This is a genomic window from Jatrophihabitans fulvus (assembly GCF_054781375.1).
In genome coordinates this window covers 1,164,763-1,190,172 of the sequence record NZ_BAAGUN010000001.1, presented here as the reverse complement: position 1 = coordinate 1,190,172, position 25,410 = coordinate 1,164,763, and the positions used below count along the sequence as shown (strand labels likewise).

Genomic DNA, 25,410 nt, shown 5'->3' with positions numbered 1-25,410 from the left:
CTCAGGCGCGCGCGTCCACTCCGGCCCGCTCGGTGCGCCGGGCGGGTTCGGAGTGGTCGCGCGGGAGTTCCACCCGGATGGCCAGGCCGCCGAAGGGCGGGGCCGCAGCCTGCAGCTTGCCGCGGTGCGCCTCGACGATGAGGCGGACGATCGCCAGCCCCAACCCGGCGCCGCGGGTGGCCGTGCGCATCCGTCCGCCGCGCCGGAACGGCTCGAACAGGCGGTCGACGTCCCCGCCCGGGATGACCGTGCCGCCGTTGGCCACGTGCAGCCACACCTTGTCGGCGCTCTGACCGGTGGTGATGCGCAGCCACCCGTCCGGCACGTTGTGGCGGATCGCGTTCTCGACCAGGTTGCCGATGAGCCGCTCGAGCAGCCGCGGGTCGCCGTTGGTGAGGGCGGCGTCGACCTCGGTCTCGATGCTGATGTTCTTCTCGTCCGCCTCGGGCGCGACGGCGTGCAGCGCCGCCGGCACCAACCAGGCGAGGTCGACGGTCTCGTTGACCTCGAGCTCGCCGCCGCCCACCGCCTGCAGCCGCGCGAGGCTCAGCAGCGACGTGACGAGGCGTTGCGCCCGTTCGGTGGCGCTGGCGACGACCGAACCCATGCGCCGCAGCTCGTCGGGGTCGGCGTCCGGGTCGCCGAGCGTGACCTCGAGCTCGGTCTTGATCACCGACAGCGGGGTGCGCAACTCGTGGCTGGCGTTCGCCACGAACAGCCGCTGACTGTCGAACGCCGCGTCGAGCCGGGCGAGCATCTCGTCGAAGGTGTCGGCGAGTTCGCGCAGCTCGTCGTCCGGGCCGCCGAGGTTGATGCGCTGGTCGAGCGTCTCGGTCGACAGCGCGCGGGCGGTCTGGGTGAGCTTCGCGATCGGCCGCAGCGCCTGCTTGGCCAGCAGGTAACCACCGGTCGTGCCGATCACGACGATGATCACGAAGTACAGCAGCCCGGAGTGCAGCAGGTAGGTCAGCGCCTTGTCCTGCGCGTCCTGACCGGCCTGGTCGATCTGGATCTGCGTGTACCGGCCCGCCTGGTCGCGCGTGAAGACGGGCTGGTTCGAGTTGTAGACGGGCAGGTCGCTGATCGCGTTGTTGATCAGGATCGCGCAGGTGAACAGCAACGAGATGCCGACGAGGAAGATCAGTCCGCCGTAGAGCAGCGCCATGCGCACGCGCAGCGTCGGGCGGAAGAACCTCATCGGACGGTCACCGGTCCGAACCGGCTCCTTCGGCACCGTCGCCGAGCACGTTCGGGTCGATGCGGTACCCGGAGCCGACCACCGTGTCGATGATCGCCGGCTCACCCAGCTTGCGGCGCAGCGTCATCATCGTGACGCGCACCGTGGTGGTGAAGGGGTCGGCGTTCTCGTCCCACACGCGGTCGAGCAGTTCCTCGCTGCTCACCACGGCTCCGCCCGCGGTCATCAGCGTCTCGAGGACACCGAACTCCTTGCGGGTCAGGTCGATCAGCTCGCCGCGCCGGGTGACCGTGCGCTTGGCCGAGTCGAGCTCGATGTCGCCCGCGGTGAGCACCGGCGGGGCGGCGGGCGTGGTGCGGCGGCCGAGCGCCCGTACGCGCGCCACGAGTTCGGCGAACGCGAAGGGCTTGGCGAGGTAGTCGTCGGCGCCGATCGCGAGACCGGAGACCTTGTCCTCGACCGTGCCGCTCGCGGTCAGCATCATGACCCGCGTCAGCACACCCTCGTCGGTGAGCCGCCGACAGATCTCGTCGCCGGTCATGCCGGGCAGGTCTCGGTCGAGCACCACGACGTCATAACGAGTCAGGGCCGCCTTGCGATACCCCTCGTCGCCGTCGGTGGCCACGTCGACCGCCATGCCCTCACGACGCAGGCCGCGTGCGACCGCCTCGGCGAGCTGTACTTCGTCTTCCACGACGAGGATCCGCATCCTCGGCCTCCCGCTGTGTCACTGTCCCCCGTGATCACCGGATCGCCGCGCGGATGCGGCGTCGGCGTCGGAACTGCCGGTACTAGCCGTACTGCCGGCACTGCCGCCGGACCGGTCCGTGGTGCGGGCGGCCCATTCGACGACCCGCCGTCCGATGTCCTGGACGGTGAGCCCGACGGATGCTTTCACGTCCGCCACACTGCCGTGTTCGAGGAACCGTACCGGTATGCCGATCTCGCGTGTCGGAACATCGCATCCCGACTCGCGCAGAGTCTGCGCGAGCCGTGAGCCGACGCCGCCGGTCGCGACGCCGTCCTCGACGGTGACGACCAGCCGGGCCCCCTGGGCGAGGGTGACCAGCGCGGGGTCGACCGGCTGAACCCAGCGCGGTGACACGACCCGCGTCGACCAACCGGCGCTGCGGACGGCGGCCGCCGCCTCGATCGCATCGGCCGCGGTGGCCCCGACCCCGACGAGCAGGACGTCGACGTCGTCGTGCTCGGAGCGCTCCTCGAGCACGTCGGTGTCGCCGGTTCGGCGCACGGCCGGGAGCTCACGGCCGAGCGGGGTCTTGGGGAACCGCAGCACGGTCGGGCCGTCGGCGACGCCGACGGCCTCGCGCAGCAGCTCGCGCAGGGTCGGCTCGTCACGCGGTGCGGCCAGGCGCAGGCCCGGGACCATGCCGAGCAGGGCGAGGTCCCACATGCCGTTGTGGCTCGCACCGTCGTTGCCGGTCACGCCGGCGCGGTCGAGCACGACGGTGACCGGCAGGCGGTGCAGGGCGACGTCCATCAGCAGCTGGTCGAACGCGCGGTTGAGGAACGTCGCGTACACGGCGACGACGGGGTGCAGTCCCGCGGACGCCAGCCCCGCGGCGGACGTGATGGCGTGCTGCTCGGCGATGCCGACGTCGTAGGTGCGCTCGGGAAAACGTCGCAGGAACGCGCCGAGGCCGGTGGGCTCGCACATCGCGGCCGTGACGGCGACGACGTCGTCGCGCTTCTCGCCCAGCTCGACGAGCGTCTCACCGAACACGCTGGTCCAGGTGCGCCCGGTCGCCTTGCGCGCCAGGCCGGTGACGGGGTCGAACCCGCCCGACTGGTGCATCTGGTCGGCCTCGTCGTTCTCGGCCGGGCCGTACCCGTAACCCTTGCGGGTGGCGGCGTGGACGATGACCGGCCCGCCGAACCCGCGGGCCATGCGCAGGGCGTCCTCGAGGGCGGCGATGTCGTGGCCGTCGACCGGCCCGAAGTACTTGAGGCCGAGGTCCTCGAACATGCCCTGGGGCTGCAGCAGGTCCTTCAGGCCGCGCTTCACGCCGTGCAGCGCGTCGTAGAGGGGCTGGCCCACGACGGGCGTCCGCTCGAGGGTGCCGCGCACCTGCCTGAGCGTGCGCTCGTACCCGGGCGAGAGCCGCAGCGCGGCGAGCTGCTTGGCCAGCCCGCCCGCCGTCGGCGAGTACGAACGGCCGTTGTCGTTGATCACGACGACGACCGGACGGTCGGACGCCGCGATGTTGTTCAGCGCCTCCCAGCACATGCCCCCGGTGAGCGCGCCGTCACCGACGACGGCCACGACCGGACGGCGGTCGCCGCGCACGTCGAAGGCCTTGGCCATGCCGTCGGCGTAGGACAACGCGGTCGACGCGTGCGAGTTCTCGATCCAGTCGTGCTCGCTCTCGGCCCGGCTCGGATAGCCCGACAGGCCGCCGTTCTGTCGCAGCGTGGCCATGTCGCGCGCCCGGCCGGTGAGGATCTTGTGGACGTAGGCCTGGTGGCCGACGTCGAACAGGATCGGTTCGGTGGGCGAGTCGAAGACCCGGTGCAGGGCGATCGTGAGCTCGACCGCGCCCAGGTTGGGTCCGAGATGACCGCCGGTCCGCGCGACCGTGTGGACGAGCAGATCGCGGATCTCGGCCGCGAGCAGGCTCAGTTCGTCCGCGTTCAGTCGGCGCAGGTCGGCCGGACCGGCGATGCCGTCCAGTACCTGTGTCACGCCTTCGATCCTACGTTCCCGGAGGTCGCAGAGCCGCCACGCACTCGACGTGGTGGGTCATGGGGAAGGCGTCGAAGGCCCGTAACGACGCCAGCTCCCAGCCCAGCCCGGTGATCACCGCGACGTCGCGGGCCAGCGCTGCCGGGTCGCACGCGACGTAGCCCACGACCCGCGGGCCGAGGGCGGCGAGCGCGGTCATGACGTCGCGACCGGCGCCCGCGCGGGGCGGGTCGAGCACGACGACGTCGGGCCCGACCTCGAGCCCGGTGAGCAGCGCGGCGTCGACCCGGCCGTGGCGCACCTGCGCCTGCGGGAGGTCGGCGAGGTTGCGGGCGGCGTCGCGCACGGCCTGCGCGGACGACTCGACCCCGATGACGGCGCCCTGCTCGCCCACAGCGTCTGCCAGCGCGGCGGTGAGGGCTCCCGCGCCGGCGTACAGGTCCAGCACCCGCTCCCCCGGCTGCGGTCCGGCGGCCTCGAGCAGGGCGGCCGCGAACGTGTCGACGGCGGCCGGGTGCACCTGCCAGAACCCGCCCGACGCCACCTCGAAGTCGCGACCGAGCGCGCTGTACGTGACGGTCGCCGGGCCGGCGACGACCTCGACCCGATCCGGGGGTCGGCGACCCCGTTGCCGTCGGTCGCGCTGACGCGCGGAGGGACGGTGGGCCAGCACCGCCACCCCCTCTCTGCCGGTCCTCCTGACCTGCCTCCGCTCCGGAAGCAGGTCAGGAGGATCGGCCGGGGACCCCGTGCCGGCCACCAGCTCGACCCCGGTGGCGTCCGCCGGGAGGGTGTCGGCCGGCGGCGGGACGTCGACGCCGGGCACCCCGAGCGGGCAGCGGTCGATCGGCAGCACCGCGTGCGACGCGTGCGGGTGCAACCCCACCGTCCCGCCCCGCGACGCGTACTGCACCCGGGTGCGCCAGCCGAGCATGCCGCCGGGCAGCTCCTCGACGCCGGCGAAGCCCAGCGCGTCGACGTCCAGCCCCGCCAGCTTCGCGAACTGCTCGCGCACGACGGTCGCCTTGAGTTCACGCTGCAGGGCCGGGTCGGCGTGCTGCCAGTCGCAGCCGCCGCACCGGCCCGGTCCGGCGTGCGGGCAGGGCGGGGCGACCCGTCCGGGTGCGGCTTCGAGCACCTCGACGGCGTCGGCGAAGCAATAGGCGCCACCGCGGTCGGCGGTCACGAGGGCCCGTACCCGCTCGCCGGGCAGGGCATGGCGGACGAACACCACGCGCCCGTCCGGGTCGGGGTGGCGGGCGACGCACGAGCCGCCGTGCGCCGGGCCGCCGACCCGCAGCTCGAGGGTGGCCCCGGCGAGCGGGCCGTCGCCGCCGGCGCGCTCAGCCACGCGGTGCGGGCACGTCGCGGGAGGTGTCGCCCGGCGGCCGCTCGGCGCTGCGGGCCGTGCGGCGCGGCTGCGCCTGTCCCGGCGCGGCGCCGGGTGTGCGCACCGGCGCGCGGTTGGGCAGCGCCGCCGGGCCGTCGGGACGCAGCGGGCGGTTGGCCGCCACCTCGGACGACTGCAGCTGCCAGGGCACGCTCGTGACCATGACGCCCGGCTGGAACAGCAGTCGTCCCTTGAGCCGCAACGCGGACTGGTTGTGCAGCAACTGCTCCCACCACCGTCCGACGACGTATTCGGGGATGAAGACGCTCACGATGTCGCGCGGCCGGTCGGTGCGCAGCTGGCGGATGTAGTCGAGCACGGGACGGGTGATCTCGCGGAACGGCGACTCGACGACCGTGAGCGGGATCGGCAGGTCGTGGCGCTCCCACTCGGCCTGCAGCGCGCGGGTGGTCTCGTCGTCGACGTTGACGGTCAGCGCGGTCAGCGTGTCGGGGCGGGTGGCCTTCGCGAAGGCCAGCGCGCGCAACGTCGGCTTGTGCACCTTCGACACGAGCACGATGACGTGGTTGCGCGACGGCATGACCAGGCCGGTGTCCTCGGTGGCCAGCTCGGCCGCCACCCGCCGGTAGTGCTTGTTGATGGCGCGCATGAGCGCGTACAGGATCGGCATCGCGATCAGTACGAGGTACGCGCCCTTGGTGAACTTCGTCAGGATCACGATGACGAGCACGATCGCGCACAGCGAGGCGCCGAAGCCGTTGATGGCCCGCGAGCGGCGGATGCGGTTGCGTTCGGCCGCGTCGCGCTCGGTGCGCAGGGCCCGGTTCCAGTGCCGCACCATGCCGGTCTGGCCGAGCGTGAAGGACGTGAAGACGCCGATGATGTACAGCTGGATCAACCGCGTCACGTTGGCGTCGTAGATCCAGATGAGCAGGCCGGCGACCACGGCCAGCATCAGGATGCCGTTGCTGTAGGCGAGCCGGTCGCCGCGGTTGTTCAGCTGGGCGGGCAGGTTGCGGTCGCGGGCCAGGATCGAGCCCAGCAGCGGGAAGCCGTTGAACGCGGTGTTCGCCGCGAGCACGAGGATCAGCGCGGTGACGGCCTGGATGTAGAAGAAGCCCGGTGAGTCGGCGCCGCCGAACACGGCGCCGGCCACCTGGGCGATCACGGTGCGCTGCGGGGTGTTCTCGCAGTTGCCGGCGAACCCGGTGAGGTCGCAGCTGTTCAGGGTGTTCTCGGTGATGCGGACGTCGGAGATCAGCGCCATGGCCGTCAGCCCGGCGAACATCGACACCGCGATCGCGCCCATGGCGACGAGCGTCAGCTGCGCGTTGCGGGCCTTCGGCGGACGGAACGCGGGCACGCCGTTGGCGATCGCCTCGACGCCGGTGAGGGCGGTGCACCCGGACGAGAAGGCGCGCAGCGTGAAGAACATCAGCGCCAGCAGCCCGAGCGACCCGTACCCCTCGTGGGGCTCGATGCCGTACCGCGCACTCTCGGCCACGGGGGCGTCGCCCGCGATCGTGCGCACCAGCCCGGTGCCGATCATGACGAACACGCCGGCCGCGAACAGGTAGGTGGGCGCGGCGAACGTCAGCCCGGCCTCCTTCAACCCGCGCAGGTTGACCGCGGCGAGCAGCAGCACGAACGCCAGTGCCATGAGCACGCGGTGCTCACCGAGCGACGGGAAGGCGGAGATGACGTTGTCGACGCCGGAGCTGACCGACACCGCCACCGTCATGACGTAGTCGACGAGCAGCGCGCTGGCGACCACCACGCCGGCCGCGCGGCCGAGGTTCTTGGACGCCACCTCGTAGTCGCCGCCGCCGGTCGGGTACGCCCGCACCAGCTGGCGGTACGAGAGCACGACCGTCGACATCAGCACCACGACGGCGGCGGCGATCCACGGCGCGAGGTACAGGAACGCGGTGCCGCCGATCGTGAGCACGATCAGGATCTCCTGCGTGGCGTAGGCCACGCTCGAGAGCGCGTCGCTGGCGAAGATGGGCAGGGCCAGGCGCTTCTTCAGCAGGGTGTGACCCGCCTCGGACGACGACATCGGGCTGCCGATGACGATGCGCTTCAGCACCCGCGGTAGTACGGCCACCGCCCGCCTCCCCGGCCCTTCACTGTTGTCGTCGCCTTACCGGTTAGCCTTCGGTGTCGCTGGTGCCAGTCGCGTGCCGGTCGGATGCCGGTCGAAGCAGCGCAACGTCACTGAGGGGTGCCGTGCACATCGTAATCATGGGTTGTGGTCGGGTCGGAGCCGCGCTGTCGCTGCAGCTCGCGACGACCGACCACACGCTGGCGGTCATCGACCAGGACCCCCTCGCGTTCCGCAGGCTGGGCGAGAACTTCCCCGGACGGATGATCCGCGGCGTCGGTTTCGACCGCGAGACGCTGGTCGAGGCCGGCATCGAGGAGGCCGGCGCGTTCGCGGCCGTCAGCAGCGGTGACAACTCGAACATCATCGCCGCGCGGGTCGCCCGCGAGACCTTCGGCGTCACCCGCGTCGTGGCGCGCATCTACGACCCCCGGCGCGCCGAGGTGTACGAGCGGCTGGGCATCCCGACGGTCGCGACGGTGCCCTGGACGGCGAGCCGGCTGATGAAGACCGTCCTCGGCGAGGCGACGGCCGAGGCGTGGCGCGACCCGACCGGGCACGTGGCGCTCGTGGCCGTCGCGCCGCACGAGGGGTGGGTCGGACGTCCGCTCGCCGACCTCGAGGCCGCGACCGGCACCCGGGCCGCGCTCTACAACCGCTTCGGCACCGGCGCGCTGCCCACGCCGAGCACGCTGATCCAGTCCGGCGACAAGGTGTACCTGCTGGCCGCCGACGAGCAGGCCGCGGGCCTGCGCGACGTCGTCGGCCGCGCACCCGACGGGAGCGAGTGACATGAGGGTCGCCATCGCCGGGGCGGGGGCCGTCGGCCGCTCCATCGCCCGCGAGCTCATCGGCAAGCACCACCAGGTTCTGCTCATCGACAAGGACGTCCGCAAGATCGACCCCGAGCGGGTGCTGGGCGCCGACTGGCTGCACGGCGACGCCTGCGAGGTCGACCTGCTCGAGGACGCCCGGCTCGAGGACTGCGACGTCGTCGTCGGCGCCACCGGGGACGACAAGGTCAACCTGGTCGTGTCGCTGCTCGCCAAGACCGAGTTCGCCGTCCGACGGGTCGTCGCGCGCATCAACCACCCGGCCAACGAGTGGCTGTTCACCGACGCCTGGGGCGTCGACACCGCGGTGTCGACACCGCGGGTGCTGGCCGCCCTCGTCGAGGAGGCCGTCGAGGTCGGCGACGTCGTGCGGCTGTTCGGCATTCGCGAGGGCCAGGCCAACCTCGTCGAGCTCACCCTGCCCGACGACGCCCCGGTCTCGGGCTCGCCGGTGCGCGACCTGCAGCTGCCGCCCGACACCACGCTGGTCGCGATCGTGCGGGGCAAGCGGGTCATCACGCCCAGTGCGGACGAGCCCCTGGAGGCCGGCGACGAACTGCTGTTCGTCGCGCTGCCGGAGAACGAGGAGGCGCTGCGCGAGGCCGTGCTGCCCTAGCGGCGCCGGGCCCCGGCGACGTCAGGCCGGCTCGGGACCGGCGGCCGCGGCCAGCCGCTTCCGGGCGCGGGTCACGACCAGGAAGCTGAACCCGACCGCCGCGATGAACAGCGGGTAGCCCATCGCGATGCGCGCGAACGCCAGCCAGCCGGTGGCGTTGTCGCCGTACAGGTGCAGCTGCACGATGCCGCGCGAGAGGAACACGAGCGTCGCGGCGAGCGTCGCCCACATGTACGCGCTCAGCAGTGGACGGTGGCGGTGCCACGGCTTCTCGCCGTCGATCGGCGTCGGGTCGAGGAACTCCCACGCCAGCCCGACCAGGGGACGCCGCACCACGAGCGAGATCGCGAACGGGACCGCGTAGACGAAGCTGGTCCAGATGCCGAGCAGGAAGAACCCACGGGCCTCGCCGGTGCGGGCCGCGATGATCGCGGCCACCGCGACGCCCAGCAGGCCCGAGACGGCCTGCTGCACCGACTGCTTGCGCACCAGGCGGTAGCCGGCGAGCACCACCGCACTGCCCACGGCCGCGATGATGGCGGGCTTCAGCGTGGTCGCCACGTTGACGATGACGAAGACGGCCGTGGGGATCGCGGTGATCAGCGCGCCCTGCCAGCCGCCGATCGAGGCGATCATCTGCTGGCGGTAGGTCTCCTTGAGCGACCGCTGTTCCGCCTGCGCGGGCTCCCCCGCCTCGGCGGACGCCCCGGTGTCGGGGTCGCTCACGCGGCGGAGGTGGCCGGCAGCAGCTCGTACCACGGGTTGTAGATGGCCAGCCGGCCGTTGTGCACGCCCACGCGGCCGCGCGCCATGACGCGGCGGCCGGGCTCGACGCCGGCGATGCGCCGGCGGCCCAGCCATACCAGCTCGATCGAGTCGGACCCGTCGAACAGGTGCGCCTCGAGCGTCGGCAGCGTCTCGCTCGGCGTGTAGACGACGGACTTCAACCGTCCGACCACGCGCACGTACTTGCCGCGGCTCAGGTCGCAGACCGAGGTGCACGACCGCACCTCGACCTCGTCCTGCAGGTCGACGGCATCCAGGGATTCGGCGCTCGCGGTCAGGCGGCGCAGCAACGACGGTCGACGGCCCACGCGCCCAGGATAGGACGTGTCGCCGGGCTTCGCCGCCCGCGTCCGATGACGCTCAGCACGCCCATCGGACGGCCGTCACTCCTCGGGCAGCTCGACGCCCTCGGGCAGCTTGAGCGGGACCGGCTCGCGCACCGGCAGCGGTTCGGTGCCGCGCACGACGATGCAGTGGCGCAGCGCGTCCTCGAACGCCTCCGCCTTGGCCTCGTCGCTCGCGACCGGGCCGGCGAGCATGGCGCGCAGGAACCAGCGCGGCCCGTCGACGCCGATGAAACGCACCGGCACCGCGCCCCGGCCCGACTCGTCGGGCACGGTGCCGCGCAACTCGGTGCCGAACGGTCCCTCGGGCTGGCTGGTGCTCTTGCGACGCGCCGCCTCGAGCGACTCGGCGATCTCGGCACGCACCTCGTCCCAGATGCCCTCGTTGCGGGGGGCGGCGAACACGCCGAGCTGCATCGTGCCGTCGGGACCGGCGAGGGTCGCCGAGATCACCTGGCGCACCTCGTTGAGGTCGACGCGGACGTCGAGCCCGTCGCTCACCGGCACCTGCAACGCGCCGAGGTCGACGCGCGCGATCTCGTCCTCGGGGGCGTCGCGCTCGTCGAACGGACCGGTCGTCGCGGCCGGCTCCTCGCGGATGCGCTGCTCCCACGGCGGCGTCGCGTCGATCTTGGACGCGTCCGTGCGCCTCTGCCTGCGTCGTCCCGGCACTACCGGTCCCCTCCTTGCGTCCCCGCGGTGGTCAGTGCCGCCGCGCCCACGGTCGACCCGAGCCCGCCCGTGCCGCGCACCGATGCGGGCAGTTCGGCGACCTCGTGGAACTGCGCGTGCGCCACCTGCTGGACGACGAGTTGTGCGACCCGCTCGCCGCGGGCCAGGTGCAGCTCGCGGGCGGAGTCGTGGTTGATGACGATGAGTTTGATCTCGCCGCGGTACCCCGCGTCGATCGTGCCCGGCGCGTTGACCATGCCCAGCCCGGCGCGGGCGGCCAGTCCGGATCGCGGGTGCACGAACGCGGCATACCCGGCCGGCAGCGCGAGGGCCACGCCCGTGGGCAGCACCGCCCGCTCCCCCGGCGCCAGGACCACGTCGACCGCGGTGACGAGGTCGGCCCCGGCGTCGCCCGGCAGGGCGTACACCGGCAGCGGCACCCCCGCGTCCAGCCGCTGCACGAGGACGACCGGACGGTCGGTCACGGCCCCTGTGGAGTCGGCGGCGGACGGGTCGGGCTGCACAGCGCAGGACGTTACCCTCGCGGTGATGGACACTGCCGTGGCCTACCGGGAGACACTGCGCACGCCGTGGTGGTGGTTCGTCGTCGCCATCGGCGTCGCCGCCATCCTCGCGGCCGAATTCCGCGTCGCCGGCCTCGACGAGGCCTGGATCCCGTTCGCCGTCCTCGTCCCCCTGGCCGTCGCGGTCGTGTGGTGGTTCGGCCGCAGCACCGTCGAGGTGTCCGGCGGCGAACTGCGGGTGCGCGGCGCCCACCTGCCGCTCGAGTACGTCAGCGGCGCCGTCGCGCTCGACCAGCGGACGCTGCGTCTCGTCGTCGGCCGCGAGGGCGACCCGGACGCGTTCGTGTCCATCCGGTCGTGGGTCGGGCCGGGTGTCCAGGTCTGGGTCGACGACGAGGACGACCCCACGCCCTACTGGGTGGTCAGCACCCGCCAGCCGGACGCCCTCGTCGCGGCACTGCGAGCGCACCTCTAGGTTCGTCGTTCGTGAGCACACTCGCGGACGACTCCCACGGCCGGCGCTTCGACGGACGGGTCGCGCTGGTCACCGGCGCGAGCCGGGGCATCGGTCTCGCCGTCGCCCAGCGGCTCGTGGCCGAGGGCGCGCGCGTGGTGATCACCGCACGCAAGCCGGAGGGTCTCGCCGAGGCACTGGCGACGTTCGCCGAGGCCGACGCCGTCCGCACCGTCGCGGGCAAGGCGGACGACGACGCGCACCGCGCCGACGCGATCGCCACCGCGTTCCGCGACTTCGGCCGCCTCGACGTCCTCGTCAACAACACCGGCGTGAACCCGGCCTACGGGCCGGTCGTCGACACCGACCCGGCCGCCGCCCGCAAGATCATGGACGTCAACGTGCTCGCCGCACTGCAGTGGACCCGAGATGCGCTGGCCGCAGGGCTCGGGGCGCAGTCGCCCGCCGGCGGCGCCGCGGTCGTGAACATGGCCTCGGTGGCAGGGCTCGGCCCCTCGACGGGCATCGCCTACTACGGCGTGAGCAAGGCGGCGTTGCTGAACCTCACCGCGCAGCTGGCCGCCGAGCTCGCCCCGGCCGTCCGCGTCAACGCCATCGCCCCGGCCGTGATCAAGACCCGCTTCGCGACCGCGCTCTACGCCGACGACGAGGCCGGTGCCGCCGCGAAGTACCCGCTGGCCCGGCTCGGCGAGGTCGAGGACGTCGCGGCCGCGGCCGCCTTCCTCGCCGGACCGGACGCCGCCTGGATCACCGGGCAGACGATCGTCGTCGACGGCGGCGCGAGCCTGCGCACCACTGCCCTCTAGGTACGAGAAAGCCCGGTGCCAACTGGCACCGGGCTTCGGGTGGGGGTCGGATGGAAGTGGGGAAAAGCCGGGTCTACTGAACGTCGCGCTGGGTCGCCCTGCAGCAGTGAAGTGCCGGGGAGGCGGTCAAGCGCAGTCCTTGCACAAGAGCTGTCCGTTGCGCTCGCGCGCGAGACGGCTGCGGTGGTGGACGAGGAAGCAGGACGAGCACGTGAACTCGTCGCTCTGCTTCGGCAGCACGCGCACGGTGAGTTCCTCACCGGACATGCTGGACAGGTCCGCTCCGGGCAGTTCGAGCGACTCGGCGAGTTCGGTCTCGTCGACGTCGATCGTGCCGGACTGGGCCTCGGCGCGGCGCGCCTTCAACTCCTCGATGGAGTCCTCGTTCAGTTCGTCGACATCTCCCCGACGCGGTGCGTCGTAGTCGGTGGCCATGCTGTCAACTCCTCGGTGGGTCGCCCCACTGTCGTTCCTGCTGTCGCGTCCCGTCGTTCTTGACGTTCCGGTGGTGCTCTGGGTTCACTCGCTGCTGCGGGTGATACGGCCGATGTCACTGCGGCGGATGCGTGCCGTGACCCGCGGCTCGGTAGCGTTTTCGTGCCGAACCCGTCGGCGGTTCCAACGTCCGGGTCGGCGGGTTCATGCCCGTCCGGCCGCGGAACGGTACCGCGTCGACGTGTCCGACAAACGCGCGGCCCGCCGAACTCATTCCGGGAGTGTCCGCCGTTACCATTCGCTGCGCCGCCCGAGCAGTGGCGGACGGACCACGCACGCACCCGGAAGGACGCGGAACCGATGGCGAACAGCGCGGTGCGCCGGCCCCTGCCGGCCCTGATCGCGCTGCTGGCGCTGTTGCTGCTCACCGGCATCGTCTGGTGGCGTGTGGTCAGCCGGGACGAGGGCGATGCCCAGGCCTCCTGCCCGAGCACGCCCGCGCCGACCACGACCGCGACGCTGCCGGCCCCGTCGTCCGTGACGCTCATCGTCCTCAACGGCACGTCCCGCAGCGGGCTGGCCGGCACCGTGCGCACCGAACTGGTGCAGCGCGGCTTCCTGGTGCCCCGCGTCGCGGGGAACGACAAGAAGAAGGTGCTCGGCGTCGCCGACATCCGTTACGGCCCGAAGGGCACCGAGGCGGCCAAGCTGCTGCGCTACTACTTCCCCGGCGCCAAGCTGAGCCCGAACACGTTCACGTCCGGCACCGTGGTGGTGTCGCTCGGCGCGCGCTTCAAGGCGCTGCCCGACCCCGAGCGGGTCTCCCGGGAACTCACCTCGGACAAGATCGGCATCGCGCCGGCGTCGCCGTCCCCCACCGGGTCGGGGTCGCGTTCGTCCGCGACGTCGTCGGGGTCCTCGGCGGCCTCGCCGTCGCCCACCTGCTGAGCGCCCAACCCACCTGCCGGACCCTCACCCCGGCAGCGCGTCCGCGGCGCCGAGGGACACCAGCAACTCGAGCAGCTCGTCGGCGACATCGGCGCCGGCGGCCACCAGGAACCGTTCGAAGGCGACCCCGTCGGGGTGGGTCACCACACACCCCGCCTCGGTCGCGACGAGGGCGCCCGCCGCGTAGTCCCACGGGTTGAGACCCGCCTCGAAGTAGCCGTCCAGCCGCCCGGCGGCCAGGAAGCACAGGTCCAGAGCGGCCGACCCCAGGCGGCGCAGGTCGGCGATGCGCGGCAGCAGCGGGACGACCGCCGCCACCTGCCTCGACCGCAGGCCGGCGTCGTAGCCGAAGCCGGTGGCGATCACCGCACGCTCCAGCGGCACTCCCCGCGGACCGCCCAGCCGCTCGTCGCCGAGGAACGCGCCCGCCCCGATCCGGGCCCGGAACAGCTCGCCCGACACCGGGTTGCAGACCGCGCCGGCCACGACGGTGCCGTCGAGCTCGGCGGCCACCGACACCGCGAACTGCGGGATGCCGAGCACGAAGTTGACCGTCCCGTCGATCGGGTCCAGCAGCCACCGGACCCCGCTGGTGCCCTCGCGCCCGCCGCGCTCCTCCCCGAGCACGGCGTCGTCCGGACGGCGCTCGGACAGTTCGTCGAGCAACCACTGCTCGACGCGGCGGTCGACCTCGGTCACCAGATCGGTGCCGGTGCTCTTCGACTCGGTACCGAAACCCCGGGCCTGTCCGTCGCTGACGAGCGTCCCCGCGCGTCGGGCCAACTCCACGGTCAGGACCGCCAGCTCGTCGACCAGGGGCTCGCGTTCGGGACGGACACGGTCGCTCATGCACCCATCGCACCATGGTTCGGTCGGGCCGCGTACTAATGTCTGCGTCCATGACCGAGGCGTCCACGGCTACGACGGACTCGACGGCGGGTGACCCCGCGACGTCGGGTCCCGCGGCGTCGGGACACGCGACGCCCGACCCGTCCAGCTGGGATCCCGCGACGCACGCCTTCGGCGTCGACATCGGCGGCACGGGCATCAAGGGTGCCGTCGTCGACACCTCGACCGGCACGCTCGTGACGCCTCGCGAGCGCATCCCGACCCCGCGCCCCGCCACGCCCGCGGCCGTCGCCGAGGTCGTCGGCAGCCTCGTCGCCGGCGCCGGCTGGAGCGGCAGGGTCGGGGCCACCTTCCCCGCCGTCATCAAGCACGGGGTCGCGCAGTCGGCCGCCAACGTCGACCCGTCGTGGATCGGCACCGACGCCGACAAGGTGTTCACCGCCGCTGTCGCGGCCGCCACGGGCGAGGACTGCGACGTGTTCGTGCTCAACGACGCCGACGCCGCCGGCATCGCCGAGGACCGCTTCGGCGCGGCCAAGGGCGTGTCCGGCGTCGTGCTGATGCTGACGTTCGGCACCGGCATCGGCAGCGCGTTGCTCATCGACGGCGTCCTCGTGCCCAACACCGAGCTGGGCCACCTCGAACTCGACGGTCACGACGCCGAGACCCGCGCCGCCGCGTCCGTGCGCGACGAGCACGGCATGTCCTACAAGCAGTGGGCCAAGCGCGTGAACGCGTACATGCAGCACGTCGAGCGGCTGTTCACGCCCGACCTGTTCGTCGTGGGCGGCGGCGTGAGCAAGAAGTCCGAGAAGTGGGTGCCGCTGCTCGAGCTCAGGACGCCGGTCGAGCCGGCGCAGCTGCTCAACGACGCGGGCATCGTGGGCGCGGCCATCGCGGCCATCGAACGCCACGGCGAGTAGCGCACGTCCCCCACGTCCGGGGCGTGGGTGTGAGGCCGGGGCGAAGCGCGGCGTGTGCCCGCTCGCATTGTTCGCACCCGTCGTTACAATTGAACCCTCGAAGGGAACTGCGCACGTACTGGGCTCGAACTCGGAGCCGACCAACAGACGGCCTGCCACCCGTTCACGTTCTCGACCAGGGGTCTCCCCTACTGTCCCCGCCGCCGGTCCTCGGTCCGGCGTGTGCCTCGTCGTGAAAGGTCCTCAGTGGCTTCCAGCAGCACCACCCGCTCCTCCCGCTCCGCCGCCGCCGACAGCGGCACCGAATCCGGCACCGACGACGTGAGCGTGGGTAGCGCCCCCGTCTCCGCCGCCGCCACGGGCCGGCGCACCAGCACCGCCACCGTCGACGCCCCCGCCCCGGCGAAGAAGGCCGCCAAGAAGGCAGCCGCGAAGCCCGCCGCGAAGACGGCGAAGGCTGCGGCCAAGACCGCCACCAAGGGCGCGAAGACCGACGACGCCGAGGCCGGCCCGAAGGCCGACGACGCCGAGGGCACCGGCGACGCCGCGGCCGCCGAGGCCGGCGACTCCTCCGAGTCGTCCGAGTCGTCGAGCGAGTTCAGCTGGGACGAGGACGCCGAGGAGGAGTCCGAGGCGCTGCGCCAGGCGCGCAAGGACGCGGAGATGACGGCCTCGGCCGACTCCGTCCGCGCCTACCTCAAGCAGATCGGCAAGGTCGCGCTGCTCAACGCCGAGGAGGAGGTCGACCTCGCCAAGCGCATCGAGGCGGGCCTGTACGCCGCCGAGCGCGTCCGCCAGGCCGACGAGGCGAACGAGAAGCTGACCACCCAGATGCGGCGCGACCTGCGCTGGATCGTCCGCGACGGCGAGCGCGCCAAGAACCACCTGCTCGAGGCCAACCTGCGCCTCGTCGTCTCCCTGGCCAAGCGCTACACCGGCCGCGGCATGGCGTTCCTGGACCTCATCCAGGAGGGCAACCTCGGCCTGATCCGCGCCGTCGAGAAGTTCGACTACACCAAGGGCTACAAGTTCTCGACGTACGCCACCTGGTGGATCCGGCAGGCGATCACCCGCGCGATGGCCGACCAGGCCCGCACCATCCGCATCCCGGTGCACATGGTCGAGGTGATCAACAAGCTCGGCCGCATCCAGCGCGAACTGCTGCAGGACCTGGGCCGCGAGCCCACGCCCGAGGAGCTCGCCAAGGAGATGGACATCACCCCGGACAAGGTGCTGGAGATCCAGCAGTACGCCCGGGAGCCGATCAGCCTCGACCAGACCATCGGCGACGAGGGCGACAGCCAGCTCGGCGACTTCATCGAGGACTCCGAGGCCGTCGTCGCCGTCGACGCCGTGTCGTTCACGCTGCTGCAGGACCAGCTGCAGTCGGTGCTGCAGACGCTGTCCGAGCGCGAGGCCGGCGTGGTCAAGCTGCGCTTCGGTCTCACCGACGGCCAGCCCCGCACCCTCGACGAGATCGGCCAGGTCTACGGCGTCACGCGTGAGCGCATCCGCCAGATCGAGTCCAAGACCATGTCGAAGCTGCGGCACCCGTCCCGCTCCCAGGTCCTGCGCGACTATCTGGACTGATCCACCTCGATCAGCGATCAAGAAGAGGACGTGCACGCCCTGGTGTGCACGTCCTCTTCTCGATCACCACCGTCGTCGGCGGAGGAGCACAGAAAACGGCCCCGTCCCAGAAGGGACGGGGCCGCAGTCGTTTCGGTCGCGGGTTGCCTATCGCTCCTCGAGCGTGGCGGTGGCGGGGACGCCGCCCAGCCGGTCGCTCTCGTCGTGGATCGACACCGCGATCTCGCGAAGGCGCGCCTCGTTCTCGTGGAAGTGGTGAGCGCACATGAGCAGGTCGAACCCGGACTCCATGGTGGCGCGGACGTAGGCCTGGGCGCCGCACCGGTCGCACCGGTCGGACGCCGTCAGACCAGGGGTGGTCATCGTCGGGGTCACGGGACACCTCGTTTCTGCTGTGGCCCTTGCGGCGGGTGCCGGTCGGGCCGTCGTCATGTGCAGCAAGTCGCTCGTCGTCCAGGAAACCATCCCGCCGCCGGTCACGGTGGCGACACCCTGGAGTCGAAACCTGCTCGCAACAACCTTCGTATCGTCGGTCGTCGCCGGTTCTTGAACCTGTCGGTGAATCAGTCGTTACAAGTGTTACCAACGACTGATACCCCAGGCCGGATTCCCGAAACCCATCGCCGTGATTTCACCCACGGCGAACGCCTGATCTGTGCCGGAACGCCCGGAAGATCGCCGGGCGGATCACGTCCCGAGCAGTTCCATCAGATGGTCACGCCGGCGTTCGAGGACCTCGACGCTCGCCGCGGCCGACGCCGGACCCGGCACCGCCCGGCGGACGTCGGCGTGGATGCGGCTGTGCGGCGCGCCGGTGCGCGCCGACAGCACCGACACGAGCCGGTTGACCTCGCGCCGCAACTCCGCGCCCGCCCGCCAGGCCGCGGCCTCGGCCGACGGTGGTGCGACGCTGGCGGTGGCGGCCCGGCGGCGGGCGTGGCCGTCACGGCGGGCCAGCAGGTCGGCGGTCTGCTCCGGCGTGAGGATGCCGGGCAGACCCAGGAACTCCTCGTCGTCGTCGGTGAGGTCCGTCAGCGGGGTAGTGGGCGGTGGGGACGCGACCACCGCCCGTCCGCTGTGCAGCAGGTGGGCGAACGAGGCGTCGGCGTCGACGAGCTCGTTCAGGTCGCGCTCCCCCGGCTCGGGCTCGGGGCGCTCGACGTCCAGCAGCTCCTCGTCGCCCGTGGCGGACGGCGGCGGGATGATGTGGTTGCGTTCCTGCTCGAGCTCGGCGGCCAGGGTGAGCAGCGGGCGCACGGCCGGCAGGAATACCGTCGCCGTCTCTCCCGGCGCCCGCGAGCGGACGACACGTCCGACGCCCTGCGCGAAGAACAGCGGGGTCCGGTAGGACGTCATCCACGCCAGGCACGCCGCGCGGGGCACGTCGACGCCCTCGGACACCATGCGCACGCACACCGCGATGCGCTGGGTGCCGACCGTGAACTCGCCGATCTTCTCGCTGGCCTTCGGGTCGTCGGACAGGATCACGACGGGCTTCTCGCCGGTGACCTGCTCGACGATGCCGGCGTACGCGCGGGCGTCGTCCTGGTCGCTGGCGAGCACGAGGCCGGCGGCGTTCGGCTGGCCGGTGCGGCGCAGGTGGCTGATGCGCTCGTCCATCGCGGCGATGACGTGGGGCACCCACTTGCCGCGGGGATCGAGCGCCGTCTTCCACGCGATCGTCTCGGTCTTGCGGGTGTTCGGCTCCGACAGCGAGGCCGCGATCACCTCCCCGGCGCTGTTACGCCACCGCGACGTGCCCGTGTACGCCGCGAAGACGACCGGGCGGACGACACCGTCGGCCAGCGCCTCGCGATAGCCGTAGGTGAAGTCGGCCTCGCTGCGCCACCCGCCGTCGGCGTCCGACTCGTAGCGGACGAACGGGATGCGCTCGTCCGGACGGGTCCGGAACGGGGTGCCGGTGAGACAGAGCCGCCGCGGCGCCAGGTCGAACGCGGTGGCGACCGCATCGCCCCACGACAGGCCGTCACCGGCGTGGTGCACCTCGTCGAGGATCACCAGCGACCGCTTGGCGGACGTCCGCGCGGCATGGAGGGCCGGTTTGGCGGCCACCTGCGCGTACGTGGTCACGTAGCCGCGCAGGTCGGGGCGGACGGGCCCGACGCCGTTGCTGAGCGACGGGTCGAGCGGGATGCCGAGCCGGTCGGCGGCGTCCGCCCACTGCGTGCGCAGATGGTCGGTCGGACACACGACGATGACGCGGTCGACGACCCGGTCGGCGATGAGGGTGCGGGCCAGGGCCAGGGCGAAGGTGGTCTTGCCGGCGCCGGGCGTCGCGGTGACCAGGAAGTCGCGTCGGCGCGGTTCGCTGCGGTACTGCTCCAGCGCCGCGACCTGCCAGGCGCGCAACCGCACGTCGGACACCGGGTTCGCCAGGGGCGCGGCCAAGCACACCACCCCTTCGAACCAGCATCTGCGAACCGTCGGCACGACGATGCCCTGAGACGGACGAGCAGGTCCCAGGGCGGTCCGCCCACCTTAACGCGCGGCGCCGCGACACCCCGACGGCGGCACGCCGGTGTGTCGGCAAACGAACCCGGACCGCGCGCCGCCGACCCCATGGAGGTCCGGATGGGTGAGACTGGACCGTCGTGAGGGGTCGGCGGTGAGGCGGCTGCGCCGCGCGGGACGCACCGGAGCCCGCGCCGTGCGGCTCACCCCCGTGCTGCTCAAACGCGCCGTGGTGAAGGCCTGGCGGGACCGCGTGCTCGGGCTGTCCGCCGAGGCCGCGTTCTGGCAGATGCTGAGCCTGCCGTCACTGTTTCTCGCGCTGATCGCGTCCCTGGGCTACGTCTCGCGCTGGTTCGGCCCCCGCACCGTCGGCAGTGTCGAGCGGCAGATCGAGAACACGCTGTCGCGCGGCTTCAGCCAGGAGGTCGTCGCCGAGGTCATCTCGCCGACGCTGCGCGAGGTGCTGCGCGGCGACCGCGCCGACATCATCAGCATCGGCTTCGTGCTGGCCCTCTGGGCCGGCTCGTCGGCGACGGCGACCTTCGTCAACACGATCACCATCGCCTACGACATGCGCGACCTGCGCGGACCGGTGCGCAGCCGGCTGCTGGCCCTGTGGCTGTTCCTCGGCACCGTCGTGCTCGGCGTGTTCCTGCTGCCGATGATGGTCCTGGGCCCGGGGTTGTTGCGGCGGACCTTCCCCGAACGGGTCCGTCCGACCGTCACGACGCTGATCGACGTCGGGTACTACCCGGTGCTGGTCGTGCTGCTGATGCTCGGCCTGACCACGTTCTACAAGCTCGCCCCGCCCCGCCGGCTGCCCTGGCACCGGGGCCTGCCGGGGGCCACCCTGGCCCTGCTCGTGTTCCTGGCGGGATCGGCCGGGTTGCGCGAGTACATCGCGTTCATCCTCGACCAGAACCATGCCTACGGGACCCTCGCCGCCCCGATCGCGGCACTGCTGTTCTTCTTCGTCCTCGCGCTCGGCGTGCTGCTGGGGGCGGAGTTCAACGCCGCGGTCGAGCAGTACAAACCCTCGAAGCGCCGCCAGCCGCGCGTGCTGGACCCGCGCAACTGGCAGGTCTTCTCGGGACCCACGCCGATCGTGGACGAGAGCCCGGAGACGTCCGTGAACGGGCACGAGACCGACCACGACACCGGCCACGACATCGGCGACGACACCGAACACGAAACCGGCCACGACACCGCCCACGAGCCGGCACGGCGGCTGCGCTCGCGCGGTGCCGCGCGCCGGGCGCGTCAGTCGCGGAAGCTCTCGTAGATCTCCTTGCACGCCGGGCACACCGGGGAGCCGGGCTTCGGGCTCTTGGTGACCGGGAAGACCTCGCCGCACAGCGCCTCGACCATGGTGCCCATGACGGCGCTCTCGGCGATCTTGTTCTTCTTGACGTAGTGGAACATCTCCGGACCGGTGTCGGTGTCGGAGGTGCTCGGCGACTCCAGAACCTGCGTGTCGGTCATGCCGACAGTCTGCCTAATACGAACGGCGCGGCGGGGCTCAGCCGTCGATGGTGCGGGAGCGGTCGTCGCCGGCGGTGAGCATCCGCTCGGTGCGATAGCCGGTGGCCAGGTTCGGCACCGGGGCGCGCTTCTTGGCGGGCCGATCGTTCGCGATCAGCACGGCACACCACGGCAGCACCATGCCGCCGACGACGAACACCAACGCCAGGATGATCGACAGCTGGTAGGTGACAGCCGCGAGGATCACGCACAGGGCGCGGATCGACATCATGATCGCGTACTTCTTGCGCCGCTGGTCGTAGCCGTCGCCGGCGACCTCCGGAGCGCTGGTGATGAGCCACGGGTCGTCCGTCCGATGTCCGGGATGTCCGCCGTGTGCCTCGTTGCGCATACCGCAATGGTTCCACCGCGCGGCGCGAAATGCTCGTCCTGCGCACGACCTGTTCCCAGCCGTCCATCACGATGGTCTGTGTGACCCACCCGAGACCGCTGCTGGCCCCCGACGACGTCGACCGGGCGCGCACCGCACTCGCCGGCGCCTTCACCGTCGACCTCGTGCACGAGCGCCTCGGCCCGGTCGGACGTGCCGCCCAGTCGCGCGGCGACCGGGCCGGCACCGCCCGCGCCCTCGGGGGCGGCGACGACCCCACCGCCACGCTCGTCCGGCTGTTCCTGCTCGGACGGGCGGTGCCGGCCCGCGCCGCCCGCGAGGCGCTCGACCCGCTGCCGTTGCCGTCGGCCCTGGCGGCGGGCCTGCTCGACGGCACCCCGGACGGCGACGTGCGGGCGGCGCTCGAAATCCGTCCGTACGGCGAGAACCGGGCGGACGGTGACCCGTGGTGGGTGGTGTCCGACCTCGGCGCCGACGTGCGGTCCGGGCCGCTCGCGGCCGACCACGTGCTCGGCGTCGGGGCGGCGGGGCTGACCCTGGCCCAGGCCACGCCACGCGACCCGGTGCGGCGGGCCCTCGACGTCGGCACCGGGTGCGGGGTGCAGGCGCTGCACCTGTCCGCGCACGCGTCGGAGGTGGTGGCCACCGACCTCAGCGCGCGCGCCCTGACGATGGCCGCCACCACCGCGGCACTCAGCGGGCGGGCGTGGCAGCTGCGCCAGGGGTCGTTCCTCGAGCCCGTGGCGGGCGACCGGTTCGACCTCGTCGTGGCCAACCCGCCGTTCGTGCTCTCCCCCGGCGTCACCGAGCACGAGTACCGCGACAGCGGACGTCCCGGTGACACCGCCTGCCGTGACCTGGTGCGAGGCCTGCCCGGTGTGCTCGCGCCCGGCGGCACCGCACAGCTGCTGGCGAACTGGGCCGTGCCCGCGGACGGCGACTGGCGCGACCACGTCGCAGAGTGGGTGTCCGACTCGGGGTGCGACGCCTGGGTCTGGCAGCGGGAGGTCGCCGACCTGGGCGAGTACGTCACCCTCTGGCTGCGCGACGCCGGCCACGACCCGGACTCCCCCGACTGGACCGGCCGCTACGACGCCTGGCTCGACTGGTTCGCCGCGCAGGGCATCGTCGCGGTCGGGATGGGGCTCATCACGCTGTGGGCCGGGGGCGCGTCCGACCCGGTGGTGGTCCTCGAGGACGTCGTCCAGCCGGTGTCCCAGCCCATCGGGTCCGAGATCGCCGCCTGGCACCGGCGGCAGCGTCGGCTCGCCGCGATCGACGACGCGCAGCTGCTGGGCATGCCGCTGCTGCCGGCCCCGGGCGTCGTGCGCACCCGCGACGACCTGACGACGGACGACGGCTGGTCCACCGCCCGGCAGGTGCTGCGCCAGACCCATGGCATGCGGTGGGAGCTCGAGGCGGACGACGCGATCGGCGGGCTCGTCGGCGCGTGCGCGGCCGGTGGCACCCCCGCACTGGCCTGCGAGCTGCTCGCGGCGACGACGGGCGCCGACGGGGGCGCCGTGGCGCAGGCGGCGGCCCCCGTCGTCCGGGACCTGGTCTCGCGCGGGTTCCTGCTGTTCCCGGAGGCGTCCGCGTGAGGGCGGTCGTGCAACGGGTGACCCGCGGCGCGGTGACGGTCGACGACCGGACCGTCGGCAGCATCGGCACCGGGTTGGTGGTGCTCGTCGGCGTCACCCACGACGACACCGCGGACCAGGCGCGCACCCTGGCCCGGAAGGTGCTCGGGCTGCGCATCCTGCACGGCGAACGCAGCGTCTCCGAGGTCGACGGTGCGGGCGTGCTCGTGGTCAGTCAGTTCACGCTCTACGGCGACGCCCGCAAGGGGCGTCGCCCCACCTGGGCGGCCGCCGCACCGGGACCGATCGCCGAGCCGCTCGTCGCCGCCTTCGTTGCCGCGTTGAGACAGGCCGACGCCACGGTCGAAACCGGTGTATTCGGGGCCGACATGCGGGTAGACATCGTCAACGACGGCCCGATGACCCTGCTGCTCGAGGTGTGAAGCCCGTCGCACCTCCTCGCTCACGTCGGTGCCGTCGGCCGGATCTCGTCGCGATCCCTCCGGAATCGCCGCGCTGAGCCCGGCCTGAGCACCGCAGGGCCCGTCTCAGCGGCGGGAACACCGACCACCGTCGGCACGTTCGAACACATGACAGCGGGAAGCGCAGTTCCATCCGGCCCGTCCCCGAGAAGCACGCCGCAGCCCATGACGCGGTGCTCTCGCCGGGCCACCCCTGGTTCTGACACCCACCATCACCACGTTTCTCAGTGAGGTGGAGACGACATGACGACCACTCCGAGCGCAACCACCGCCCGCACGCCCCGGCGCGCGTCCGGCGACGCAGCCACCACCCGGGCCCACCGCACGGCGCGCGCCGCGGCCGCTGCGGCTGTCGACGCGGTCGATGCGGTCGACGCGTCCGAGACCGCCGCGGCGACGACCGAGGCCCCGGTCACCGAAGCTGCCAAGACCGCCAAGCCGGCCCGGAGCGCCGCCGGCGGCAAGCCGAGCGCGAAGGCCCCCACCAAGACCGCGACCAAGGCCGCCGCCACGAAGGCGACCGCGCGGCGCGCGAAGTCGGCGTCCCAGGACGGCGACACCGCCACCCAGGAGGCGCCGACCCGGACCGCCGGGTCGGCGTCCGCCGACGACGGCCGCACCCCGACCACGACGTCGTCGCGCGGCGCCCTCGACCTCGACGAGGTCGCGGCGTCGGCGGACCTCGTGCGGGTGTACCTCAACGAGATCGGCAAGGTCGCGCTGCTGACCGCCGCCGACGAGGTCGAGCTGTCGCAGCGCATCGAGGCGGGGCTGTACGCCAAGCACCTGCTCGAGACCGCGGAGAAGCTCACGCCCGCGCGGCGTCGCGACCTGCGCATGGTGATGATCGACGGCGAGCGCGCCAAGGACCACCTGCTGCGGGCGAACCTGCGTCTCGTCGTGTCCCTCGCCAAGCGCTACACCGGCCACGGCATGCCGTTCCTCGACCTCATCCAGGAGGGCAACCTGGGGCTCATCCGTGCGGTCGAGAAGTTCGACTACACCAAGGGCTTCAAGTTCTCGACGTACGCGACCTGGTGGATCCGGCAGGCGATCAGCCGGGCGATGGCCGACCAGTCGCGCACGATCCGGCTGCCCGTCCACCTGGTCGAGCAGGTCAACAAGCTGCAGCGCATCCGCCGCGAGATGAACCAGCAGCTGGGCCGCGAGGCGAGCGACGCCGAGCTGGCGCACGAGCTGGACATCACCGAGGAGCGGGTTCGGGAGCTGATCGACCTCTCGCGCGACCTCGTGAGCCTGGACCAGACGGTCGGGGCGGACGACGACGCGTCGCTCGGCGACTTCATCGCCGACGAGCGCGCGACCTCGGCCGCCGAGGACGTCGTCGAGGGCGGGCTCATGCGGGCCCACCTGCAGGACGTGCTCGACACGCTCGACACCCGCGAGGCGGCCGTCGTGCGCATGCGGTACGGCCTCGACGGCAGCCAGCCGAAGACGCTGGACGAGATCGGCCGGACGTTCAAGCTCTCGCGCGAGCGCATTCGGCAGATCGAACGGGAGACGATGGCCAAGCTGCGGCATCCCTCCCGCTCGCAGCCCCTGCGGGACTACCTCAACTGAGCCGAGCGGAGACGAGCTTGCTCGTATCCCGAGGCGAGGGCAGAGGTCGAGGGGCGAAGCCCCGGAGCACCTCAACTGAGCCGAGCGGAGACGAGCTTGCTCGTATCCCGAGGCGAGGGCAGAGGTCGAGGGGCGAAGCCCCGGAGCACCTCAACTGAGCCGAGCGGAGACGAGCTTGCTCGTATCCCGAGGCGAGGGCAGAGGTCGAGGGGCGAAGCCCCGGAGCACCTCGACCAGCAAGCCTCGGATGCCTCGACCGCCGTC

At 72.4% G+C, this 25,410-nt stretch carries 26 protein-coding genes; 11 read left to right on the top strand and 15 right to left on the bottom strand.

Annotation, left to right across the window (positions count from 1 at the left end):
• Window position 1 precedes the first annotated feature (1 nt).
• Genes ACYVP9_RS05815 through ACYVP9_RS05795 form a run of 5 tightly spaced genes read right to left on the bottom strand, consistent with a single transcriptional unit; the run spans window position 2 to window position 7,312 of the window.
• Window positions 2-1,198, bottom strand: coding sequence for a sensor histidine kinase (locus ACYVP9_RS05815; protein ID WP_460603756.1), 1,197 nt, complete (start codon window positions 1,196-1,198; stop codon window positions 2-4).
• A gap of 7 nt (window positions 1,199-1,205) precedes the next feature.
• On the bottom strand, window positions 1,206-1,907 hold the full coding sequence (locus ACYVP9_RS05810; RefSeq protein ID WP_460603755.1) for a response regulator transcription factor: 702 nt from the start codon (window positions 1,905-1,907) through the stop codon (window positions 1,206-1,208).
• A gap of 18 nt (window positions 1,908-1,925) precedes the next feature.
• Complete coding sequence (gene dxs, locus ACYVP9_RS05805; protein WP_460603754.1) at window positions 1,926-3,902, bottom strand: 1-deoxy-D-xylulose-5-phosphate synthase; 1,977 nt, start codon at window positions 3,900-3,902, stop codon at window positions 1,926-1,928.
• 10 nt (window positions 3,903-3,912) lie between these two features.
• Entirely contained in the window at window positions 3,913-5,253 is a 1,341-nt protein-coding gene (locus tag ACYVP9_RS05800; protein WP_460603753.1) for a class I SAM-dependent RNA methyltransferase, read from the bottom strand.
• Window positions 5,246-7,312: an APC family permease gene (locus ACYVP9_RS05795; RefSeq protein ID WP_460604304.1), complete on the bottom strand. Its 2,067-nt coding sequence runs from the start codon at window positions 7,310-7,312 to the stop codon at window positions 5,246-5,248. The genes ACYVP9_RS05800 and ACYVP9_RS05795 overlap by 8 nt, the downstream gene beginning before the upstream one ends.
• A gap of 170 nt (window positions 7,313-7,482) precedes the next feature.
• Between ACYVP9_RS05795 and ACYVP9_RS05790 the strand changes: the two genes are divergently transcribed.
• Window positions 7,483-8,148, top strand: coding sequence for a potassium channel family protein (locus ACYVP9_RS05790; protein ID WP_460603752.1), 666 nt, complete (start codon window positions 7,483-7,485; stop codon window positions 8,146-8,148).
• Window position 8,149: 1 nt separating this feature from the next.
• Window positions 8,150-8,806 (top strand): potassium channel family protein, encoded by a 657-nt coding sequence (locus tag ACYVP9_RS05785; RefSeq protein ID WP_460603751.1) that lies wholly within the window; start codon window positions 8,150-8,152, stop codon window positions 8,804-8,806.
• A gap of 21 nt (window positions 8,807-8,827) precedes the next feature.
• Here ACYVP9_RS05785 and ACYVP9_RS05780 read toward each other — a convergent pair whose 3' ends face one another.
• The 4 genes from ACYVP9_RS05780 to dut form a co-directional block, all read right to left on the bottom strand.
• A complete protein-coding gene (locus ACYVP9_RS05780) occupies window positions 8,828-9,532 on the bottom strand; it encodes a DUF3159 domain-containing protein (protein ID WP_460603750.1) in 705 nt (234 codons plus the stop codon).
• Window positions 9,529-9,900: an OB-fold nucleic acid binding domain-containing protein gene (locus ACYVP9_RS05775; RefSeq protein WP_460603749.1), complete on the bottom strand. Its 372-nt coding sequence runs from the start codon at window positions 9,898-9,900 to the stop codon at window positions 9,529-9,531. The genes ACYVP9_RS05780 and ACYVP9_RS05775 overlap by 4 nt, the downstream gene beginning before the upstream one ends.
• A gap of 75 nt (window positions 9,901-9,975) precedes the next feature.
• Window positions 9,976-10,608: a DUF3710 domain-containing protein gene (locus ACYVP9_RS05770; protein WP_460603748.1), complete on the bottom strand. Its 633-nt coding sequence runs from the start codon at window positions 10,606-10,608 to the stop codon at window positions 9,976-9,978.
• Window positions 10,608-11,132: a dUTP diphosphatase gene (gene dut, locus ACYVP9_RS05765; protein ID WP_460603747.1), complete on the bottom strand. Its 525-nt coding sequence runs from the start codon at window positions 11,130-11,132 to the stop codon at window positions 10,608-10,610. Before dut ends, ACYVP9_RS05770 begins: the two co-directional genes overlap by 1 nt.
• Window positions 11,133-11,157: 25 nt before the next feature.
• Between dut and ACYVP9_RS05760 the strand changes: the two genes are divergently transcribed.
• Window positions 11,158-11,607 (top strand): DUF3093 domain-containing protein, encoded by a 450-nt coding sequence (locus ACYVP9_RS05760; protein WP_460603746.1) that lies wholly within the window; start codon window positions 11,158-11,160, stop codon window positions 11,605-11,607.
• Window positions 11,608-11,618: 11 nt separating this feature from the next.
• Window positions 11,619-12,413 carry an SDR family oxidoreductase gene (locus ACYVP9_RS05755; RefSeq protein WP_460603745.1) on the top strand — a complete coding sequence of 265 codons (795 nt, stop codon included), beginning with the start codon at window positions 11,619-11,621 and terminating at the stop codon, window positions 12,411-12,413.
• A 126-nt stretch (window positions 12,414-12,539) separates the two neighbouring features.
• Here ACYVP9_RS05755 and ACYVP9_RS05750 read toward each other — a convergent pair whose 3' ends face one another.
• Window positions 12,540-12,848, bottom strand: a complete 309-nt coding sequence (locus ACYVP9_RS05750; RefSeq protein ID WP_460603744.1) for a DUF4193 domain-containing protein — start codon at window positions 12,846-12,848, stop codon at window positions 12,540-12,542.
• 360 nt (window positions 12,849-13,208) lie between these two features.
• Here ACYVP9_RS05750 and ACYVP9_RS05745 point away from each other — a divergent pair, with 360 nt between their 5' ends.
• Window positions 13,209-13,796: a LytR C-terminal domain-containing protein gene (locus ACYVP9_RS05745; RefSeq protein ID WP_460603743.1), complete on the top strand. Its 588-nt coding sequence runs from the start codon at window positions 13,209-13,211 to the stop codon at window positions 13,794-13,796.
• Window positions 13,797-13,820: 24 nt separating this feature from the next.
• Here the strand turns inward: ACYVP9_RS05745 and ACYVP9_RS05740 are convergent, their stop codons facing one another.
• Window positions 13,821-14,645 carry an inositol monophosphatase family protein gene (locus tag ACYVP9_RS05740; RefSeq protein WP_460603742.1) on the bottom strand — a complete coding sequence of 275 codons (825 nt, stop codon included), beginning with the start codon at window positions 14,643-14,645 and terminating at the stop codon, window positions 13,821-13,823.
• A gap of 50 nt (window positions 14,646-14,695) precedes the next feature.
• Here ACYVP9_RS05740 and ppgK point away from each other — a divergent pair, with 50 nt between their 5' ends.
• Window positions 14,696-15,568: a polyphosphate--glucose phosphotransferase gene (gene ppgK / locus ACYVP9_RS05735; RefSeq protein WP_460603741.1), complete on the top strand. Its 873-nt coding sequence runs from the start codon at window positions 14,696-14,698 to the stop codon at window positions 15,566-15,568.
• 246 nt (window positions 15,569-15,814) lie between these two features.
• A complete protein-coding gene (locus ACYVP9_RS05730; protein WP_460603740.1) occupies window positions 15,815-17,158 on the top strand; it encodes an RNA polymerase sigma factor in 1,344 nt (447 codons plus the stop codon).
• A gap of 147 nt (window positions 17,159-17,305) precedes the next feature.
• Here the strand turns inward: ACYVP9_RS05730 and ACYVP9_RS05725 are convergent, their stop codons facing one another.
• The gene (locus ACYVP9_RS05725; RefSeq protein WP_460604303.1) at window positions 17,306-17,521 is read right to left on the bottom strand and encodes a DUF7455 domain-containing protein; all 216 of its coding nucleotides are present in this window, start codon (window positions 17,519-17,521) and stop codon (window positions 17,306-17,308) included.
• Between the two features lie 324 nt (window positions 17,522-17,845).
• Window positions 17,846-19,573 (bottom strand): DEAD/DEAH box helicase, encoded by a 1,728-nt coding sequence (locus ACYVP9_RS05720; RefSeq protein ID WP_460603739.1) that lies wholly within the window; start codon window positions 19,571-19,573, stop codon window positions 17,846-17,848.
• Between the two features lie 181 nt (window positions 19,574-19,754).
• On the opposite strand from ACYVP9_RS05720, the gene ACYVP9_RS05715 reads away from it, so the two are divergent.
• Entirely contained in the window at window positions 19,755-20,912 is a 1,158-nt protein-coding gene (locus tag ACYVP9_RS05715) for a YihY/virulence factor BrkB family protein (protein ID WP_460603738.1), read from the top strand.
• Here ACYVP9_RS05715 and ACYVP9_RS05710 read toward each other — a convergent pair.
• Together ACYVP9_RS05710 and ACYVP9_RS05705 are read right to left on the bottom strand one after the other, a co-directional pair.
• Window positions 20,891-21,112 (bottom strand): DUF3039 domain-containing protein, encoded by a 222-nt coding sequence (locus tag ACYVP9_RS05710; protein ID WP_460603737.1) that lies wholly within the window; start codon window positions 21,110-21,112, stop codon window positions 20,891-20,893. The genes ACYVP9_RS05715 and ACYVP9_RS05710 overlap by 22 nt on opposite strands.
• A 37-nt stretch (window positions 21,113-21,149) precedes the next feature.
• Entirely contained in the window at window positions 21,150-21,503 is a 354-nt protein-coding gene (locus ACYVP9_RS05705; protein ID WP_460603736.1) for a DUF3099 domain-containing protein, read from the bottom strand.
• Between the two features lie 80 nt (window positions 21,504-21,583).
• Here ACYVP9_RS05705 and ACYVP9_RS05700 point away from each other — a divergent pair, with 80 nt between their 5' ends.
• From ACYVP9_RS05700 to sigB, 3 genes are all read left to right on the top strand, one after another.
• On the top strand, window positions 21,584-23,104 hold the full coding sequence (locus tag ACYVP9_RS05700) for a DUF7059 domain-containing protein (RefSeq protein WP_460603735.1): 1,521 nt from the start codon (window positions 21,584-21,586) through the stop codon (window positions 23,102-23,104).
• Window positions 23,101-23,526: a D-aminoacyl-tRNA deacylase gene (gene dtd / locus ACYVP9_RS05695; protein WP_460603734.1), complete on the top strand. Its 426-nt coding sequence runs from the start codon at window positions 23,101-23,103 to the stop codon at window positions 23,524-23,526. The genes ACYVP9_RS05700 and dtd overlap by 4 nt, the downstream gene beginning before the upstream one ends.
• A 282-nt stretch (window positions 23,527-23,808) precedes the next feature.
• The gene (sigB, locus tag ACYVP9_RS05690) at window positions 23,809-25,146 is read left to right on the top strand and encodes an RNA polymerase sigma factor SigB (protein WP_460603733.1); all 1,338 of its coding nucleotides are present in this window, start codon (window positions 23,809-23,811) and stop codon (window positions 25,144-25,146) included.
• Window positions 25,147-25,410 lie beyond the last annotated feature (264 nt).